This is a genomic window from Corynebacterium sp. (genome assembly GCF_030152825.1).
Lineage (GTDB): Bacteria > Actinomycetota > Actinomycetes > Mycobacteriales > Mycobacteriaceae > Corynebacterium.
In genome coordinates this window covers 42908-58724 of record NZ_JASLIP010000035.1, presented here as the reverse complement: position 1 = coordinate 58724, position 15817 = coordinate 42908, and the positions used below count along the sequence as shown (strand labels likewise).

Sequence of the window (15817 nt, the reverse complement as noted above, 5' to 3'; positions counted from 1 at the left end):
CCCTCACCACTTCAGCTTCCGAAAGGACAATCACCATGGCACCCTCCGAGCACGATCCAGCAGCAGGCGAGATCGAATTCGTCCTGGTTCTGAACTCCGGTTCCTCCTCCATCAAGTTCCAGGTCTTGGACCCGAGCGCGGATGCGCACGAAGAGCCGTTCATCACCGGCATCGTCGAGAAGATCGGCGAGCCGAAGGGTCACATCAAGATCGCCACGGCCACCACGAAGATGGAGGACTCCCGCCCGATCCTGTCCCACTCGGTGGGCCTGGAGCGTGCATTCGGCATGATGTCCCTGCTGGGCTGCGGCCCGCAGGACCTGAACCTCATCGCGGTTGGTCACCGTGTCGTGCACGGTGGTGCGACCTTCTCCGAGCCGGTGCTGATCGACGACAAGATGGTCGCTGAGATCGAGAAGCTCGTCCCGCTGGCTCCGCTGCACAACCCAGCGAACATTGACGGCATCAAGAACGCTCGCGCCCTGCTGGGCCACGTTCCGCACGTCGCGGTCTTCGATACCGCGTTCTTCTCCACCCTGCCGGAGCACGCGGCACACTACGGCCTCAACAAGGAGGTCGCGGACAAGTACAACATCCGCCGCTACGGCTTCCACGGCACCAGCCACGAGTTCGTCTCCCGCGCGGTGCCGAAGATCATGGGCCGCGAGCCGGAGAAGGTCAACCAGATCACCCTGCACCTGGGCAACGGAGCCTCTGCTGCGGCGATCCGCGGCGGCGAGGCGATCGACACCTCCATGGGCCTGACCCCGCTGGCTGGTCTGGTCATGGGCACCCGTACCGGTGACATCGACCCGAGTGTGATCTTCCACCTGGCACGCGCCGGCAGCATGAAGGTCGACGAGATCGATAACCTCTTCAACCGGAACTCCGGTCTGAAGGGCATCGCGGGGGTCAATGATTTCCGTGAGATCAAGGAGCTGATGGACCAGGGCGATCACGACGCCCGCCTGGCCTACGAGATCTACATCCACCAGCTGCGTCGCTTCATCGGTTCTTACATGCTGATCCTGGGACACACGGATGCGATCACCTTCACCGCAGGTGTCGGCGAGAACGCCGCGTTCGTGCGCAAGGACGCGATGGCTGATCTGGAGGGTTTCGGCATCAAGATCGACGATGATCGCAACCTCAACAAGGAGGGCGTGGAGGGCCCGCGTGTGATCTCCACGGATGACTCGAAGATCAAGGTCTTCGTGGTCCCGACGAACGAGGAGCTGGCTATCGCGCAGTACGCGATGGAGCTGGCCGAGCAGTAGGCCTCGCCGAACAGTGAGGTGGTAGCTGGTGGCTTGCGGGCCACCAGCTTCTTCCTTTGTTTTGCAGAGTTGAGTGTCACTTTTTGGGTGTTTTGCGACCTCAAACTCTGCAAAACGGGGGAGGGGAGCGCGCGAGAGCGGAAAAAGGGGAGAGGGGAAGAGGGGTGCGGAGGGCGCGAGGGGTTTTAGCTATCGAGGCCGACCCAGGTGGTGGCCCCGCTGCGGAGTTTTTGCTCCTTCCAGATCGGCACCCGCGCCTTCACCTGGTCGGCCAGCTCCGCGGTGGCGGCGAAGGCCGGGCCGCGGTGCGCGGCGGCGACGATCACGAGGAACGCCAGGTCGCCGATCTCCAGCGGGCCGGTGCGGTGCGCAACCCAGGCTCGGACGTCGGGGTGGGCGGCTACGACCTCTTCCACGACCTCCCGCAGCACGTGCGCCGCGCTGGGGTGGCAGCTATAGGTCAGCGTGTCGACGAGCTCGCCACCATCGTGGTCGCGCACCACGCCCTCGAAGGTGCTGACCGCGCCCATCGCCCGGGTGGTGGTGACGTCCTTCGCCGAGCTGAGCAGCGCCTCCAGCGGCTCCTCGGTGATCCGGGTGTGGACGACCACGCCCGTTTGCTTCGCGACGTGCGGCGGGTCGGGGACGGCTGGCCCGTGGCAGCAGCCGCTCCCGTGCAGCGTGTGGTTCTGTTCGGCAGCACCCGGCTCAGGAACGTGGGTGGGCGCAGGTGGCGAGGCTTCTGGCGCTGGGCCTTGCGTGGCCTGGGCCTCGTGGTCGCCGCCACCCGCGAGCTGGTCCAGCAGATGCTCGAGCACGCCATCCAGCACCTCCAGGCCGTCGCGCACCCCGCCGCGGGAGCCGGGCAGGGTCATCACGAAGGCCCGCTCGGTGCTGGCGCCTGGCTCCCGCAGTCCGGCAGAGGACGGCCCCGGGGAGCTACCCTCGGCGTGCGCTGCACGTGGGCTGTCGACGACCCCGGCGACGCAGCGGGAGAGCACCGCCGTCGGCACCTTTGCGGCACCGACGCGGAAGAATTCAGCGGCGATGCCCGGCAGCGGGCGGGTGAGGAAGCGCTCCACCGCATCCACGGTGACGTCGCTGGGGGAGACCCCAGTGCCACCGGAGGTGAGCACCACGTCGGGCAGCGCGTCGAACGCCGGGATCGCGGCCCCGCCACCAGCAGCAGCGCCGCCGTTTCCGGTGAAGAGCTGTTCCAGGACCGCGGGGACGTCCGCGTCCGCGACGATCAGCGCATCCGGGGTCTCGATGTCGCGCTCCCGCAGCCACTCCACGGCCAGCACGCCGGAGCGGTCCTCGTACTCGCCCGCGGCCGCCCGCGTGGAGGCGACGATCACCAGGCCCGTGCGCCCCGCATTCCTCGAGCGCAGGTCCTGTGCCGAGCCCGCGCTAGTCATTGACGCTCCAATCCCCGGACTTGCCACCGGCCTTCGCCAACACCCGCAGGCCCGTGATCCCGGCGTGCTTATCCACGGCCTTGATCATGTCGTACACCGTCAGAGCCGCGCTGCTCACCGCGGTGAGCGCCTCCATCTCCACGCCGGTGACACCGCGGGTCTTCACCGTCGCGATAATCCGCACCGCGGGTTCAGGCTCGGTGACCTTCTCGAAGTCGATGGTGATCTTGCCCAACGGCAGCGGGTGGCACAGCGGAATGATCTCCGGGGTCTTCTTCGCACCCATGATCCCGGCGACGCGCGCCACCGGCAGCGCATCCCCCTTCGGCAGGCCGGCCTGGTCGACGTCCCCATCCTGGAAGATCATGGCGAGGACGTCCTCCCGGGTCCGCAGGAAGCCCTCCGCCGTCGCGGTGCGGGTGGTCTCGGACTTGGTGGTGACGTCCACCATGTGGGCGGAGCCATCATCGCGCACATGTGTCAGCTGCGGCTGCGGGTCGGACATATTCTCCACGCTCCTTGGGGGCCAATAACTAGCTTTCGCTACACAGCTTAACTTTCGGAGCGGACACGCCTTAGCTGTGACGGCTCCGCTGCACCAGACGCAGCCCGGCGATACCGCCCACGACCAGGACGTATACTGCCAGCAGTACCAGGCAGGCGCCCAGTGCGCGGTCCATATCGTTGGAGCTCAAGCCCAGCTCGATGAGCAGCGGCAAGGTGCGGGTCTGGCCGGCGACGTTGCCGGCAAAGGTCAGCGTCGCCCCGTACTCACCCAGCGAGCGGGCGAAGGCCAGGACCAGCCCCACCGCGATCCCCGGCCACGCGATCGGCAGAATGACCAACCGCAAGACCTCGGACCTGCTCGCCCCGTCGACGGCGGCGGCGTCCTGAACGGAATCCGGAACCGAACGCAGTGCCGTCACCGCGGTCGCGACGACGAAGGGGAGGGCGACGAAAACCTGCACCACGACGACCCCCAGCGTCGTGTAGGCAACCGACCACCCCGCGCGTTCCAGCAGGGGCCCAAGCAGGCCGGGACGTCCCCAGAAAAACACCAGCGCCAGGCCACTGACCACGGGGGAGAGCACCAGCGGAGCATAGACCGCGAGCTGGATGAGCTGCGACAGCCCCGGGCGGCGGCGCTGAAGGCGGGCAAGCCACAGTGCCAGGGGGACGCCGAACAGCCCCGAGAGCGCGGTGGCGACCGCGGCCGTGGACAGGGAGAGCCCCAGCGAGGTCAACACATCCGGGGCGGTGACGAGTTGCAGCGCCTTCGGCCACGGAATGTTCAGCAGCAGCCCCAGCATCGGGCCCGCGATGAGCGCGAAGGCCGGGATTGCTAGCGCGAGCGTCCAGAGGGGGAAGGCGCGGTTGCTCACTCTTGGGTCACTCCAGGCCCGAAGCCGTGGTCAGCGAGGATGCGCTGGGCGGTCGGGGTGGCGAGCCAGCGGACGAACTCGGCGGCCTTGGCATTATCGGCGCCAGCATCCGTGCTGGCAGCGGGGTACTTATTCGGGGCGACGTGTGCGATCGGCAGGGTGATGATCTTTGTGCCCTGGCGTTGGATGGCGGCGGCGTCGGAGGCGTAGATGAATCCCGCATCCACCTGGCCGGTGGCGACCTTGGTGGCGACGTTCGAGACGTTGGCCTCCTCGGAGGGGTTCTGCAGCTTAATAGGTGCGCTGCCGGCCTTCTCGAGCGCTTCGTGGGCAAGCGTGCCGCACGGGACTTCCGGGGCGCAGATGGCGACGCGGGCGCCCTTGGCCAGGTCCTCGAGAGAGTTGATCTCGGTCTTAAGGTTTTCCGCGACGGCCAGGACGAGCTGGTTGGTGGCGACGATTCGCGGCTCCCCGCGGTCCGTGACGTTGCTGAACTCCGGCAGCTTCAGGGCCTTGTCCATGTTCTTCTCATCAGCGGAAATGAACGCATCGGCCTGGGAGCCCTGCTCGATCTGGCGGACGAGGGCGGAGGAGCCAGCGAAGTTCCATTCGATCTGCTGGCCGTCGTGCTCGGCGGCGTAGGCCTCCACCAGGTCATCACCGGCAACGCTCAGGGAGGCGGCGGCGAAGACGCGCAGGGGCCCGTTCGAAGCGTCCTCCGCAAAGCAAGCGGCGAGCGCAAGCACGCCCGCGAGTGCTGCGGCGAGTGCGGCGACAAAGCGCTTCTTGTGGCGCCGGGTGCTGCCGGCAGCGGTGGGGCGCGCGGTGCCGCGTGCGAGGCCGTGCCCGGTGCTGCGGTGCGCGGGGCGGATGATCATGGATCTGATCCTAGGCGAGCCCCTTGAGGGGAGCGCGCTAAGCGCATCAGAACCACGTGCGCGGGCGGATCATATTCGCCATATCCACCAGGCGGAAGCGGTGCAGATCGAACTGCGCCTGCCGCGCCAGCATCCGCAGCCCCTGCTCCAGCCCCAGCCGCAGCCCACGCTCCGTGAATGGCACGTCGAAGAGCGGGCTTTCGCTGCTCACGTCGTTGCCCTTTTTCTTATTGATGTAAATCCAGTTCAGTCCTGCCAGCATCACCGCGAGGCGGACCTGCTGCATCCGTGGCTCGTTCGTCGGCATGATCTCCAACCGCCGCGCCGCGCGCCGGATCCGGGACTCCGAGAGCCTACTCCGGTCGCTGATCAGCATGAGAATGCTGGTCAGCCGCGCCAACCGGTGGTGGCGCGAAGCCAGCGGCACCCGGTCCAGCACGCCCACCGCGGCGTTCCCCAGGCCTTCAGCGGTCAGCTGCCGCGCAAGCCCGAAGGCAGAGGAGACAGTCGTCGGGTTCGTCGCCCACACCAGCCCGTATAGTCGCATCGTCTGCATCCGCAGTGTGGCGGGCTCCTGCGACAAGTGCCGCGCGGGTGGCACCTTCACATCCTCGGTGATCGGCGTGCGGTAGGCGTAGGAGAGCATGGCACCCAGCTGGGCGGTCTCATCGTCCAGCAGCTTGGTGGTGTTGACGCCCTGCTGCTGCATGAGCAGCTCGTTCGTCGCCGCGAGCGCCAGTTTCGGCGCCGGCTCGCCGGGCAGCAGGTGCAGCACCTCGTTGAAGTGGTACTGCGCGGTCACGAAGTCGCTGCGCAGGAGTGCTGCGACACCGGAGAGCCACCGGAAGCGCCAGTCTCCGCCCAGCCAGTCCTGCATCTCGTCGAGCTTGTCCTGCGCCTCCTGGGCCTGCCCCATGTCCAGCCGCGCCCGCACCATCGTCAGCGGGATTTCCACGGAGCTAGACATCTGCGGCTGCTTGGCCGCGGACTCCAGCGTGTCCAGCACTTCCCCGGGCTCCGTGTAACGGACGGCAGAGAGTAATGACGCGCCGGGATCGCTCGGGTCGGTCAGCGGCAGCGGGAGTGCCGCGATGACCTCCGAGGCCGCGATTTGCACGGACCGCGGGATGCCGTCGATGAGCTGGTCGGTGCGGAAAAGCACGTGCTTCGTGCCGTAGGTGGAGCGCTGCGCGGTGAAGCGCGTATCCAGGTGCGCGTGCTGCACCCGATCCCGGATCGCCAGCACCTCGCGCAGCACGCCGACCATCTGGTTCGCGAGCGTGACCGCGGAGCTGAAGCGCTTATTCGGGTCCGAGTCGGTGGCCCGCAGCAGCAGCCGGTAGAGGGACATATACCGCTGGAACAGCGGTTCCTCCTCCGGGGTGGGCAGCTCGGGGTCGTAGGCGCCATCGGTGATGGGCAGGTTCACGACCAGCGAGGCCAACGTCCGCCCCACCGTGTAAATATCACTGGCCACGGTCGGCCCGGTGCTGGCGATCTCGGGCGCCTGGAAGCCCTTGGTGCCGAAGATGTGCCCGTATGCTCCGATGCCGCTGACCGCACCCAGGTCGATGAGCTTGACCTGGTCCTCAGTGATGATGATGTTGTCGGGCTTGAGGTCGTTGTAGACCACCCCGCGGGAGTGCAGGTAGTCCAGGGCGGGCAGGACCTCCAGCATGTAGCCGATGGCGATGTCTACCGGCAGCGTGTTGTTGGGGGATTCGCGGCGCCGTTCGCGCAGGGAGGGCCCGCCCACGAACTCCATGACGATGAATCCGCCGGGGGAGCGGGGGTCGTCGATGAAGTTGAAAATCTTCACGATGCCGGGGTGGGTGATGTCCGCGAGGAAGGCGCGTTCGGAGTCGGCGACGGCGCGTTCGTGCTCGTTCTCGGTCGCCATCAGTCCCTTGAGGACGACGTAGCGGTTCGCGACGTAGTGGTCGGTCGCGATGTAGATCCATCCCAGGCCGCCGTGGGCGATGGGGCCCAGGATTTCGTATTGTCCTGCGATGAGGTCCCCGGCCTCCAAGGTGGGTGGCTCGATGCCCTTGGCGATCGCGTCGCTGGGGTCAATGATCGCCTCTTCGGGGACGGTGGGTGTGATGAACGGCAGGTGGACCATGCCGTCGGCGACGTTCTTGCCCTCGCGCGCCGCGCCACGCAGTTCGCGGAAGGTGGAGAGTGCCTCCCGGCGGGAGCGTTCCCCGGAGTCGACTTTGACGGGGTCGGTGGTCGCCCCGCTGGTACTGCTGCCGACCTCGGTGGCGGAGGTGGGGACGTCAGCCTGGCTGCGTCCCTGGGAGGTGCTGCCGGGTTCGATGAGGTCGGAGAGGTCGTCGAGGTCCGCGAGGTCGAATTCTTCCTCGTCATCGTCGTCGGCGAAGGGGTCGAAGACGACAGCCTCGGTGCCACCGTCGCCGTCGGCTTCGTCCTTCCTCGCGGCGCCGGGTTCGGTCGCCGGGCCGGTGGTCACGTCCGGTTCCGGGTGCTCCGCGGTGCCGCCGGTAACGACGTCAGGCCCGGTCGCTGCGTCCGGTTCAGTGCGGTTCACTGCCTCGGTCGGTGGTCCGGCATCCGGTTCCACGTTGCGGTCCTGTTCCTGGACGTTCTGTTCCGGTGCGTCCTTCTCTCTCATCTTCTACTCGCCTCCCTTCTCTTCCTCGATGCCGGGGACTTGCTCCCTGTTGTATTCTTCGCGTTCCTTGGTCAGGGTGGCGGATTCCTCTGGCGTGCGGTAGGGGGCGGGCAGCTCTCGCGCGGGCCCCAGGTACTGCTCGAGCCAGTGCTTATACATCCGGTCCAGTTCGCCGCTGTCGCGCAGCCGCTCGAGGGTGCGGTTGACCTGTCGGGTGAGCCCCTCGCTCTGCCAGCTCACGTGCTCGTCGTCCTCGTCGAGGGACTCCGCGCCGGGCCCCACGACCTTGCCGGGAGGTGCCATGGCCACGCCGTAGTAGCCCTCGCCCAGGGAGGCCCCGACGAGATGGGTGTCCGGGTCCTGGGCGGCGAGCCCGGAGAGGATCGCGTCGTCGGAGTAGATGGCGTCCACGTGCCCCTGCTGCATGGCCATGAGGCAATCGGTCCACGTGCGGGTCTGCAGGATGCGCTTGGGGTGGAGGTGGTGTGCCACCATGCCGGGAGGGAAGTCCTGGGAGGCGCAGACGGTTTTGTTTTTGAGGTCGGCGACAGATTCGATGCCGGAGCCCTTCAGAGCCAGCAGGCGCTCCTCGATGTGGAGGTAGGGGATGGAGAATTCCAGCGCCTTCTGGCGTTTCCGTGTGGTGGTCATGGTGCGTAGCACGAGGTCCACGTCGCCGGTGCGGAGGGCATCCTCGCGGTGTCGGGATTCCACGTAGCGGAATTCCACCTTGTCGGGGTCGCCGAAGATATCGCGGGCAATTTCGCGGGCGAGGTCGACTTCGAAGCCGATCAGGTCGGAGCTCTCCGGGTCCCGGTATCCCAGCCGGTAGAGGGACTGTGCCACGCCCACGATGAGGCGCCCGCGCTTGGAGATATTCGGCACGTTCTCCGTCACGCTGGCTGCGGTGGGGGCGAGGGAGCCGAGGGGTTCCGCGTGTTCGGTGTGGACGGGCTCGAGGTCTGCGGTGTCGTAGACGCGCGCCTGCGCGGGCAGGTCGGCGTCGGGCTCGCGGGCCACGATCGGCCAGGACGGGCTGGTCGTGGTGGTGGCACAGCCGGTGAGCAGTGTCGCCGTGCCGAGGAGCGCGGCCGTGCCCCGGGGCAGGCGGGAGTGTCCTGCGCGGGTGCCGCGGCGGTTGGCGTTGATCATCACAGGTACTCCCTCACCCTCGGCCTGGTGCCCGCGAGCGTGGCGATCGCGGCGACGGCGGTCATGATGGCCACGATCGTCGCGGTGCGTTGCGCGGCCGACTGCCCTGCGGTGAGCACGTCGCGCAGCTGCTCGCGGGACTCGCTGATCAGCTCCTGCAGCTCCTCGTCGAAGAGTGTGTAGCTGGTGCGTAGGTCGAGCTGGACGTCCTTGGGGGAGCGGTTGGAGTTCGCGACGACGGCCTGCTGGTCGTCGTCGGAGGGGGAGCCCAGGGCGGCGGCGGAGGCGGCCTTGAAGTTGCCGTGCTGCAGTTCGTAGACCATGACGGCGTGGGCGGCGTCCCATTTCTGGAGGTGCTCGCGGGCCAGGACGATGCGGTATGGGGAGACCACGGAGTCGCGGATGGACTCGAGCTCGTTGTCGATCCGGGCGATGGTTTTGGAGAACTCCTCCTGGTTGTCGTCGCCGTAGCTGCGCTGCACCAGGCCCAGCGCTTCGCCGGTGCGGGCCTGCTGGGCGGCGATGCGCTGCTGGGTGAGCGTTTCGAGTGGCCCCATGGAGGACTGGATCCAGTTGGTTCCGGCCTTCCAGGTCCAGCCCGCGCTGATGGACGCCACGAGCAGGGCGATGACCATGAGCGTCGTGGCGATCAGGTGGCCGATGTTGAATACGCGGTTGGTGTTGGCCGAGAGCCACAGCTGCGCGATGATCAGCAGCACGACTGCGGCGATGAGCCCAGAAAGCGGGAACCACATCGGCGAGATCACGTGGCGTTGCTGCTCGCTGACCTGCTTGGAGGTGATGGTGTAGAGCTCTTCGGCGGCGGGCAGCATCGTCTGTTGCATCAGGTGGGAAGCCTGGGTCAGGTAGGACGCACCGACGGGGTTGCGGAAGCGGTCGTTCGCGCTCGCTTCGGAGACGAGCTCGACGTAGCGGGGCAGATCCGTCTGCAGCTGGAGGACGAGCTCCATCTCACGGGAGTCGACGTTGTCGATGCCCGCGGAGGCCTTGATGATTTCCTGGCTGGCGTTGGCGATGTGCCGGTCGTAGCTCTGCGACTGGGTGGAGCTCTGCTCCTTGGTTTCGAGGAACTCCGTGGTCGCGGCGGAGTCCGCGACGGAGAGGGAGTTGAAGAGTTCCTGGGCCGCGTTGGAGAGCGGTTCGGTGCGGCTGACCAGGGTGTTGAGGTCGTTCTGCCGCCAGGTGGAGCTCAGCGCCATCGCGCCACCGGCGGCGAGGATCGCGGCGACGAGTAGGAAGGAAATGATCGTCAGGATCCCTGGCGTGGTGGAGATGAAGTTGAGGAAGCGCTTGGGCAGCGCCATGGCTGGGGCAATGAGGCCGCGGACCGTGCGACCGCCGGTGGGCGAGTCGTCACGATCCATCCACCGATCGGCATCGGCATAGAGCGGCGCAGACATGGCCTGATTATAACGCAGGACACATTTCACTTTTGCCACTCCCGTCACAAACGTTGCGTGGGGCTCCGCGAGCAAGTGAAGCCGCGCTGTGCGGGGATTGTGCAGGGGGAATTGCGGGGGATTCAGGGGTGTGCAGCGGAAAGGCAAGGGTGCTGATCTGTCGGAATGTCTGCTTTCTATGGCAAACTGGTGCCCATGATCAAAGTGAAATCGCTGTCCAAGGCATACGGTGGCACCACCGTTGTCGACAACTTGGATTTTGAGGTCAAACCCGGGATTGTCACCGGGTTCCTCGGTCCCAACGGCGCCGGAAAGTCCACGACAATGCGAATGATCGTCGGGCTGGACACTCCGACCAGCGGTTCCGCACTGATCGACGGTAAGCGTTACGCGGACTTCGACCGCCCCCTGACTAAGGTCGGCACCCTACTGGATGCGAAGTGGGTTCACCCCAACCGCTCCGCGGTCAACCACTTGCGCTGGATCGCCGCGGCGAATGGCTTCTCCCGCAAGCGGGTGGACGAGGTGCTGGATATCGTTGGCCTGTCCAACGTCGCCGGCCGCAAAGCAGGCAAGTTCTCCCTCGGCATGGGGCAGCGCCTGGGGCTCGCCGCAGCCCTCCTGGGCGACCCGGAGGTCCTGATCCTGGACGAGCCGGTCAACGGCCTCGACCCGGAGGGCATCCGCTGGGTGCGTGACTTCGTCCGCCAGCTCGCCCGCGAGGGGCGCACGGTGCTGATCAGCTCCCACCTTCTCTCCGAGATGGCGCAAACCGCGGATCACCTGATTGTGATCGGTAAGGGCAAGCTGGTGGCGGATCAGTCCGTCCATGAGTTCATTAAGAGCTCCTCCGAGACCACCACGATCGTGCGTTCCGAGCACCTCACCGAGCTGGAAAACGCGCTGCGTGAGGAGTCTGCGAACTTCGAGCGCAGTAAGGATGTCGAGGGCCGCGACATCCTCGTCGTCCCGGACCACGACACCGACTGGGTGGGCGGCCTGGCCTACACCTACGGGCTGCGCCTGAACGAGCTGAGCCAGAAGTCCGCTTCTCTGGAGGAGGCCTTCATGCAGCAGACCGGGCATTCCGTCGAGTACCAGGCCAAGGCCGGACTGGGCGCCCCGGGCATTCCCGCCGCCCCATCCACCGCCGAGCCGGGTATTTCGGTCGACGGCGCAGACAACCGCATCGAGAAGGGGGAGTAAAGAACCCATGAACCTGATTAAGTCTGAATGGCTCAAGCTCTCCACGACCAAGGCGGTGTGGTGGACCTCTGGGCTGATCCTCTTCTTCTCCGTGGGCTTCGCCGCACTGAATGGTGTTGGCGCCGGCCTGATCTATCAATCGGCCACGGAAGGTGACGGACCGGCGGATGTTGCCGGCGTCGTCGACGCGAAGAACGCCCTGGACGCAACGGGTGCGCTGGGCGGCATGCTCGTCTTCGGCATGATGATCATCATCATCCAGGCCGTGCTCAACGTGACCAACGAGTACGCCAATGGCACCGCGAAGAATACGCTGCTGGCCACGCCGAAGCGCTTCCCGGTGCCGTTTGTGAAGGTGCTGGTCTATGGCGTGCTGGCCATGGTGCTGACCTTCATCAGCGCGGTGCTGTCCGTGTGGACCAGCAAGTTCGCCGCCTCCCGCATCATCACCGGTAACGACACGATCCTGGACTCCGCGGGCTTCGGCGCAGAGAACCTATGGACCGCGATCGGTCGCCTGGTGCTGTACGCACTGCTCTCCGTCGTGATTTCCACGGGCGTGGGCTACCTGCTCCGCTCGACCGCGGCCAGCATCGCCGCCCTGCTGCTGTGGAAGCTGGTTGTTGAGGGGGCGGTCGTGCCACTGGTTCCGAAGATTCGCGACTGGCTGCCGCCATACATGCCCTTCAATAACGTCGACATGGCGACGATGATGATGGACACCCCGGACGCCCCGTGGGGTCAGGTCGGCTCCATCCTCTATTTCGCAGCATTCTGTGTGATCTTCTTCATCGCCGGTCTGATCGCCCTGAAAAAGCGCGACGCTTAAAAATCCCCGCTAGTTCTTGTTGCGCCCAGCGCCGCGGTGCCCGTGAGCACCGTGGCGCTTCGTTGTGGAGTGGAAAAAGTAAAAATGGATTCGAAGAAGCAGCAGCTCGGTGTGCTGACCTTGGCGGGCTTCGCGCTGCTCTCTGCGGGTGGGCCGCTGGGTACGGACATGTACCTGCCCGCCCTGCCGCTGATCGGTCAGGATCTGGGGGCGAGCCCTGCCGTGGTGCAGCTCTCCATCACCGCCTACATGGTGGGCATGGCCATGGGGCAGCTGCTGATTGGGCCGCTCTCGGATGGCCGGGGCCGCCGGGGGCTGGTGTGCTTCGGGATGGCGCTGGGGCTGGTTGCCTCCGTGGTGTGCGCGATTGCCCCCACGGCCGCAGTGTTGATCGCCGCCCGCTTCTTCCAGGGTGTTGCCGGCGGCACCGGCGTGGTGCTGACCCGCGCGATGATCGCCGATAAGCTGTGCGGCTCGGCCGCCGCCCAGGCGCTGTCGGTCATGATGCTGATCATCGGTGTGGCCCCGATCCTTGCGCCACTGCTGGGCGGGGTCATCAACGAGGCTGCGGGCTGGCGGGCGATCTTCTTCACGCTGGCGCTGGTCGCCCTGGCCCAGATCCTGGTGGCTTGGCGCCAACCGGAAACGCTGCCGGTGGAGCGGCGCCATGGTGGTGGGCCGGTGCGGATGTACCGGAACATGTTGGGGCTGTTCCGCCGCCCCGCGTTCGTGGGCTATGCGATGGCTTTCGCGTTTGGCTTCGGCACGATGTTCGCATTCATCGCCGGTTCCTCCTTCGTCTACCAGGAGGTCTTCGGGCTGAGCTCGGTGGGCTTCTCCGCGATGTTTGCGCTCAACGCGGTCGCGCTGCTGAGCGCGAACTCTTTGAATATCCGCCTGGTGGGGCGCATCGGCGCGCGGCGACTGCAGCGCGTGGCGGTGTGCTTGATCGCGCTCGGGGCAGTGGCGGTGCTGTTGTGCGCCCTGTTCCTTCCCAGGGACGGCGACGCCGCGATGTACGTCCTCGCAGCGTCGGTTTTCGTCGCCACCTTCGGGGTGGGGCTGAACATGTCCAACTCCACCGCGCTGGCCCAAGGCTTGGCGGCGGATCGCGCGGGCGCTGGATCGGCGGTCCTGGGCGCGGGGCAGTTCGTGGTGGCCGGGGTGATGAGCCCGCTGGTGGGCCTGGGGTCCGACCGGATGCTGGCCCTGGGGCTGTGCATGGTGGCCTCGGTGGCGGTGGCTATCGCGGGCACGCTGCTGGCCGCGAAGTTCGCCCCGCACGCGGAATAGCGCCACAGCCGTCACGCCGCAACCGTCATGTCACAGCACTGACGCCAGGGCTCCGGGGTGGCTCTCCGGTGGCCCCGGGATGGCCCTTAAGTGGACCCCGGGACAGCCCCAGCGGCTAGATCACGCGTTCGCGCTCGCGCTGGAGGTTATCGATGATCGCCTCCGCGGCATCCGATAGTCCACGCAGGGCGGGCACACCGTCGCGTAGCTTGCGGACGTCGGAGCGCTCCATCCGGGAGGTGGCCTGGGCGATGAACATTGCCCACTGGTCGGTGATGTCGTTCATGATGGCCACCCCCTTGTCGGTGAGGTAGAGATCCTGGGCGCGGCGGTCGTAGTCATTGGCCTGCCGGTCCACGAGGCCGTCGTTGATGAGGCGGCGGACGGTGGCGGAGACGTTGGAGGCGCGCAGGAAGCGCAGCCGGGCGATCTCGGAGACACCGCAGCCCGGGTGCTGGGAGATGAACTGCAGCACCTCGATCTCGGACTGGGAGATGTTCATATCCGCGCTCGGGCGGCTCATGAGGCGGCGCGTGGCGGAGAGGAAGTCAAAAACGCTGGATGCGATTTCGGAGACGTCGACGTCCGGGAGGACTTCCTTCGCCTTGTGCCCGCTGACGTTGGGCTTGGGGCGCTGGGGGGAGGCCGCTGTGCTACTCATTACTGTTCCTCGCTCTTAGTCCTCGTGAGCTGCGTGCGTCAGGGGGCAGTTCGGTGGGTTGAAACTTTTCTTTATGTAGCTAGCTAGTGTAGGCGCGGGCGGGGTTTCTCCGTACCATTTTGCGGGAGAAAAGTAATTGCCCTGCGCCGCGCTACTGCAGCGCGCTGGTCAGGCGGAAGACGTTATCGAGGTACTGCTTGTACCACGGGCGGTTCTTCCACTCCTTCAGATCGAGCTGCAGGGAGGCTTCGCGGTAGGCGTCGATGATCTCCTGGAGGCTGTCCATGACCGCGCCCTCGAAGGTCATGAGGGTGATCTCGTAGTTCAGCCCGAAGGAGCGCATGTCCATGTTGGAGCTGCCCATAACGGCCACCTCGCCGTCGGCGATGGCGCACTTGGTGTGCAGCACGGCGGGGGCAGGGTACTGGTAGATCTCCACGCCGGATTCCATGAGCTCCCCGTAGTAGGAGGCCTGCGCGTGCCCGACCATCATCTGGTCGGATTCCTCGGAGACGTACAGCGACACCTTCACCCCGCGGTAGGCCGCGGTCGTGACGGCCTCCAGGAGGGACTCCTCGGGGATGAAGTAGGGGCTGACGATCTGCAGGCTCTCCTTGGCGTGGTGAGCCATCGAGACGAAGAGTCGCAGATTCGGTTCAGTGGTAAAGCCCGGCCCGGAGGGGACGAGCTGCATGAGCTCGGCGCCGGTGTCCTTCTTGGCGGTGGCGAGCTGCTCCGCGTGGACGGAGGGGTCGATGAGGTCCAGCGTTTCCCCGGATTCGGTGTACCAGTCCACGGCGAAGACGGAGTTGATGATCGACACGATCGGCCCGGTGAACTCGCCCATGATGTCCACCCACTGCCGGCCGAGCTTGAGGTTGCCGGAGTTGAGGTAGCTGGCGTCGATCATGTTCTGCGAGCCCATGAAGGCTCGTTCCCCGTCGATGATGACGAGCTTGCGGTGGTTGCGCAGGTCGGGACGGCGGAACTTCCAGCGCCAAGGCTTCAGCGGCAGCATGGCGTACCACTCGATGCCCAGCCGGTCGAGCTTGCGGCCGAGCAGGTGAGATTCCGGGTACTTCATGGAGCCCACGTGGTCGTACATGAGGCGCACTTCCACGCCCCGGTCGGCGGCTCGGGCCAGCGCCTGGAAGAAGGGGTCGGTGGTTTCATCCCAGGCCATGATGTAGATCTCGACGTTGACGTAGTGCTGGGCCTCGTCGATGGCGTTAGCGATCTCGCGGATGGATTCCGCGTAGTCGGAGTACAGCTTCTGCAGGGTTCCGCCCACCGCGGGCATCGCGGTGAGTTCGCGGTTGAGCTGCACCATGGAGAGCTGCTCTTCGGTGACCTCCAGGCCTTTGGGGACGTCCGGTTCCCCGCTGGACATGTCGCGGATCAGCGCGTTGGCCTGCACCTGGATCTTGTGGCGGCGCCGGTTGACCACCGGCGAGCCGATCATGATGAACAGCAGGATGCCGATGAAGGGGATGAGGAAGATGGCCAGCAGCCAGGCCATGGCCGAGGAGGGGCGGCGCTTCTGCGGCACCCACCCCAGGGCCACGAACTTCAGGACGTAGTCCAGCCCGACGATGAGGAAGTGGTACCACTCCAGTTGGTCCACTACTCCCACCGCCATGTCGACGGGCTCTAGCCACCACATCT

13 protein-coding genes are annotated in these 15817 nt (G+C 66.3%); 4 read left to right on the top strand and 9 right to left on the bottom strand.

The genetic code is table 11. The features are described 5' to 3' along the window. Positions 1 to 35 precede the first annotated feature (35 nt). Entirely contained in the window at positions 36 to 1277 is a 1242-nt protein-coding gene (locus Q1V78_RS04150; RefSeq protein WP_300611960.1) for an acetate kinase, read from the top strand. Between the two features lie 185 nt (positions 1278 to 1462). Here the strand turns inward: Q1V78_RS04150 and Q1V78_RS09390 are convergent, their stop codons facing one another. From Q1V78_RS09390 to Q1V78_RS04110, 7 genes are all read right to left on the bottom strand, one after another. Next, positions 1463 to 2695: a molybdenum cofactor biosynthesis protein MoaE gene (locus Q1V78_RS09390; RefSeq protein WP_331551219.1), complete on the bottom strand. Its 1233-nt coding sequence runs from the start codon at positions 2693 to 2695 to the stop codon at positions 1463 to 1465. Continuing rightward, positions 2688 to 3200: a cyclic pyranopterin monophosphate synthase MoaC gene (moaC, locus tag Q1V78_RS04135; protein WP_300611957.1), complete on the bottom strand. Its 513-nt coding sequence runs from the start codon at positions 3198 to 3200 to the stop codon at positions 2688 to 2690. The genes Q1V78_RS09390 and moaC overlap by 8 nt, the downstream gene beginning before the upstream one ends. A 70-nt stretch (positions 3201 to 3270) precedes the next feature. Next, positions 3271 to 4077, bottom strand: coding sequence for an ABC transporter permease (locus Q1V78_RS04130; protein WP_300611954.1), 807 nt, complete (start codon positions 4075 to 4077; stop codon positions 3271 to 3273). Beyond that, a complete protein-coding gene (modA, locus tag Q1V78_RS04125; protein WP_300611951.1) occupies positions 4074 to 4955 on the bottom strand; it encodes a molybdate ABC transporter substrate-binding protein in 882 nt (293 codons plus the stop codon). The genes Q1V78_RS04130 and modA overlap by 4 nt, the downstream gene beginning before the upstream one ends. Positions 4956 to 5001: 46 nt before the next feature. Further along, on the bottom strand, positions 5002 to 7590 hold the full coding sequence (locus Q1V78_RS04120; RefSeq protein WP_300611948.1) for a serine/threonine protein kinase: 2589 nt from the start codon (positions 7588 to 7590) through the stop codon (positions 5002 to 5004). 3 nt (positions 7591 to 7593) lie between these two features. Continuing rightward, positions 7594 to 8742, bottom strand: coding sequence for a transporter substrate-binding domain-containing protein (locus Q1V78_RS04115; protein WP_300611945.1), 1149 nt, complete (start codon positions 8740 to 8742; stop codon positions 7594 to 7596). Continuing rightward, on the bottom strand, positions 8742 to 10163 hold the full coding sequence (locus Q1V78_RS04110) for a hypothetical protein (protein WP_300611942.1): 1422 nt from the start codon (positions 10161 to 10163) through the stop codon (positions 8742 to 8744). Before Q1V78_RS04110 ends, Q1V78_RS04115 begins: the two co-directional genes overlap by 1 nt. A gap of 195 nt (positions 10164 to 10358) precedes the next feature. On the opposite strand from Q1V78_RS04110, the gene Q1V78_RS04105 reads away from it, so the two are divergent. From Q1V78_RS04105 to Q1V78_RS04095, 3 genes are all read left to right on the top strand, one after another. Further along, a complete protein-coding gene (locus tag Q1V78_RS04105; protein WP_300611938.1) occupies positions 10359 to 11369 on the top strand; it encodes an ABC transporter ATP-binding protein in 1011 nt (336 codons plus the stop codon). Positions 11370 to 11376: 7 nt separating this feature from the next. Continuing rightward, positions 11377 to 12198 (top strand): ABC transporter permease subunit, encoded by an 822-nt coding sequence (locus Q1V78_RS04100; protein ID WP_300611936.1) that lies wholly within the window; start codon positions 11377 to 11379, stop codon positions 12196 to 12198. 84 nt (positions 12199 to 12282) lie between these two features. Continuing rightward, the gene (locus Q1V78_RS04095) at positions 12283 to 13491 is read left to right on the top strand and encodes a multidrug effflux MFS transporter (RefSeq protein ID WP_300611933.1); all 1209 of its coding nucleotides are present in this window, start codon (positions 12283 to 12285) and stop codon (positions 13489 to 13491) included. 115 nt (positions 13492 to 13606) lie between these two features. On the opposite strand, the gene Q1V78_RS04090 is transcribed toward Q1V78_RS04095, so the two are convergent. After that, a complete protein-coding gene (locus tag Q1V78_RS04090) occupies positions 13607 to 14152 on the bottom strand; it encodes a MarR family winged helix-turn-helix transcriptional regulator (RefSeq protein ID WP_300611930.1) in 546 nt (181 codons plus the stop codon). 151 nt (positions 14153 to 14303) lie between these two features. Continuing rightward, on the bottom strand, positions 14304 to 15815 hold the full coding sequence (cls, locus tag Q1V78_RS04085; protein WP_300611927.1) for a cardiolipin synthase: 1512 nt from the start codon (positions 15813 to 15815) through the stop codon (positions 14304 to 14306). Positions 15816 to 15817: the final 2 nt, after the last annotated feature.

What these genes read in the sequence shown, in the direction of transcription:
- Q1V78_RS04150 (WP_300611960.1), top strand. Translation starts at nt 36, where the DNA reads ATGGCACCCTCCGAGCACGATCCAGCAGCAGGCGAGATCGAATTCGTC.
- Q1V78_RS09390 (WP_331551219.1), bottom strand. Translation starts at nt 2,695, where the DNA reads ATGACTAGCGCGGGCTCGGCACAGGACCTGCGCTCGAGGAATGCGGGG.
- moaC (WP_300611957.1), bottom strand. Translation starts at nt 3,200, where the DNA reads ATGTCCGACCCGCAGCCGCAGCTGACACATGTGCGCGATGATGGCTCC.
- modA (WP_300611951.1), bottom strand. Translation starts at nt 4,955, where the DNA reads ATGATCATCCGCCCCGCGCACCGCAGCACCGGGCACGGCCTCGCACGC.
- Q1V78_RS04120 (WP_300611948.1), bottom strand. Translation starts at nt 7,590, where the DNA reads ATGAGAGAGAAGGACGCACCGGAACAGAACGTCCAGGAACAGGACCGC.
- Q1V78_RS04115 (WP_300611945.1), bottom strand. Translation starts at nt 8,742, where the DNA reads ATGATCAACGCCAACCGCCGCGGCACCCGCGCAGGACACTCCCGCCTG.
- Q1V78_RS04110 (WP_300611942.1), bottom strand. Translation starts at nt 10,163, where the DNA reads ATGTCTGCGCCGCTCTATGCCGATGCCGATCGGTGGATGGATCGTGAC.
- Q1V78_RS04105 (WP_300611938.1), top strand. Translation starts at nt 10,359, where the DNA reads ATGATCAAAGTGAAATCGCTGTCCAAGGCATACGGTGGCACCACCGTT.
- Q1V78_RS04100 (WP_300611936.1), top strand. Translation starts at nt 11,377, where the DNA reads ATGAACCTGATTAAGTCTGAATGGCTCAAGCTCTCCACGACCAAGGCG.
- Q1V78_RS04095 (WP_300611933.1), top strand. Translation starts at nt 12,283, where the DNA reads ATGGATTCGAAGAAGCAGCAGCTCGGTGTGCTGACCTTGGCGGGCTTC.
- Q1V78_RS04090 (WP_300611930.1), bottom strand. Translation starts at nt 14,152, where the DNA reads ATGAGTAGCACAGCGGCCTCCCCCCAGCGCCCCAAGCCCAACGTCAGC.
- cls (WP_300611927.1), bottom strand. Translation starts at nt 15,815, where the DNA reads ATGTGGTGGCTAGAGCCCGTCGACATGGCGGTGGGAGTAGTGGACCAA.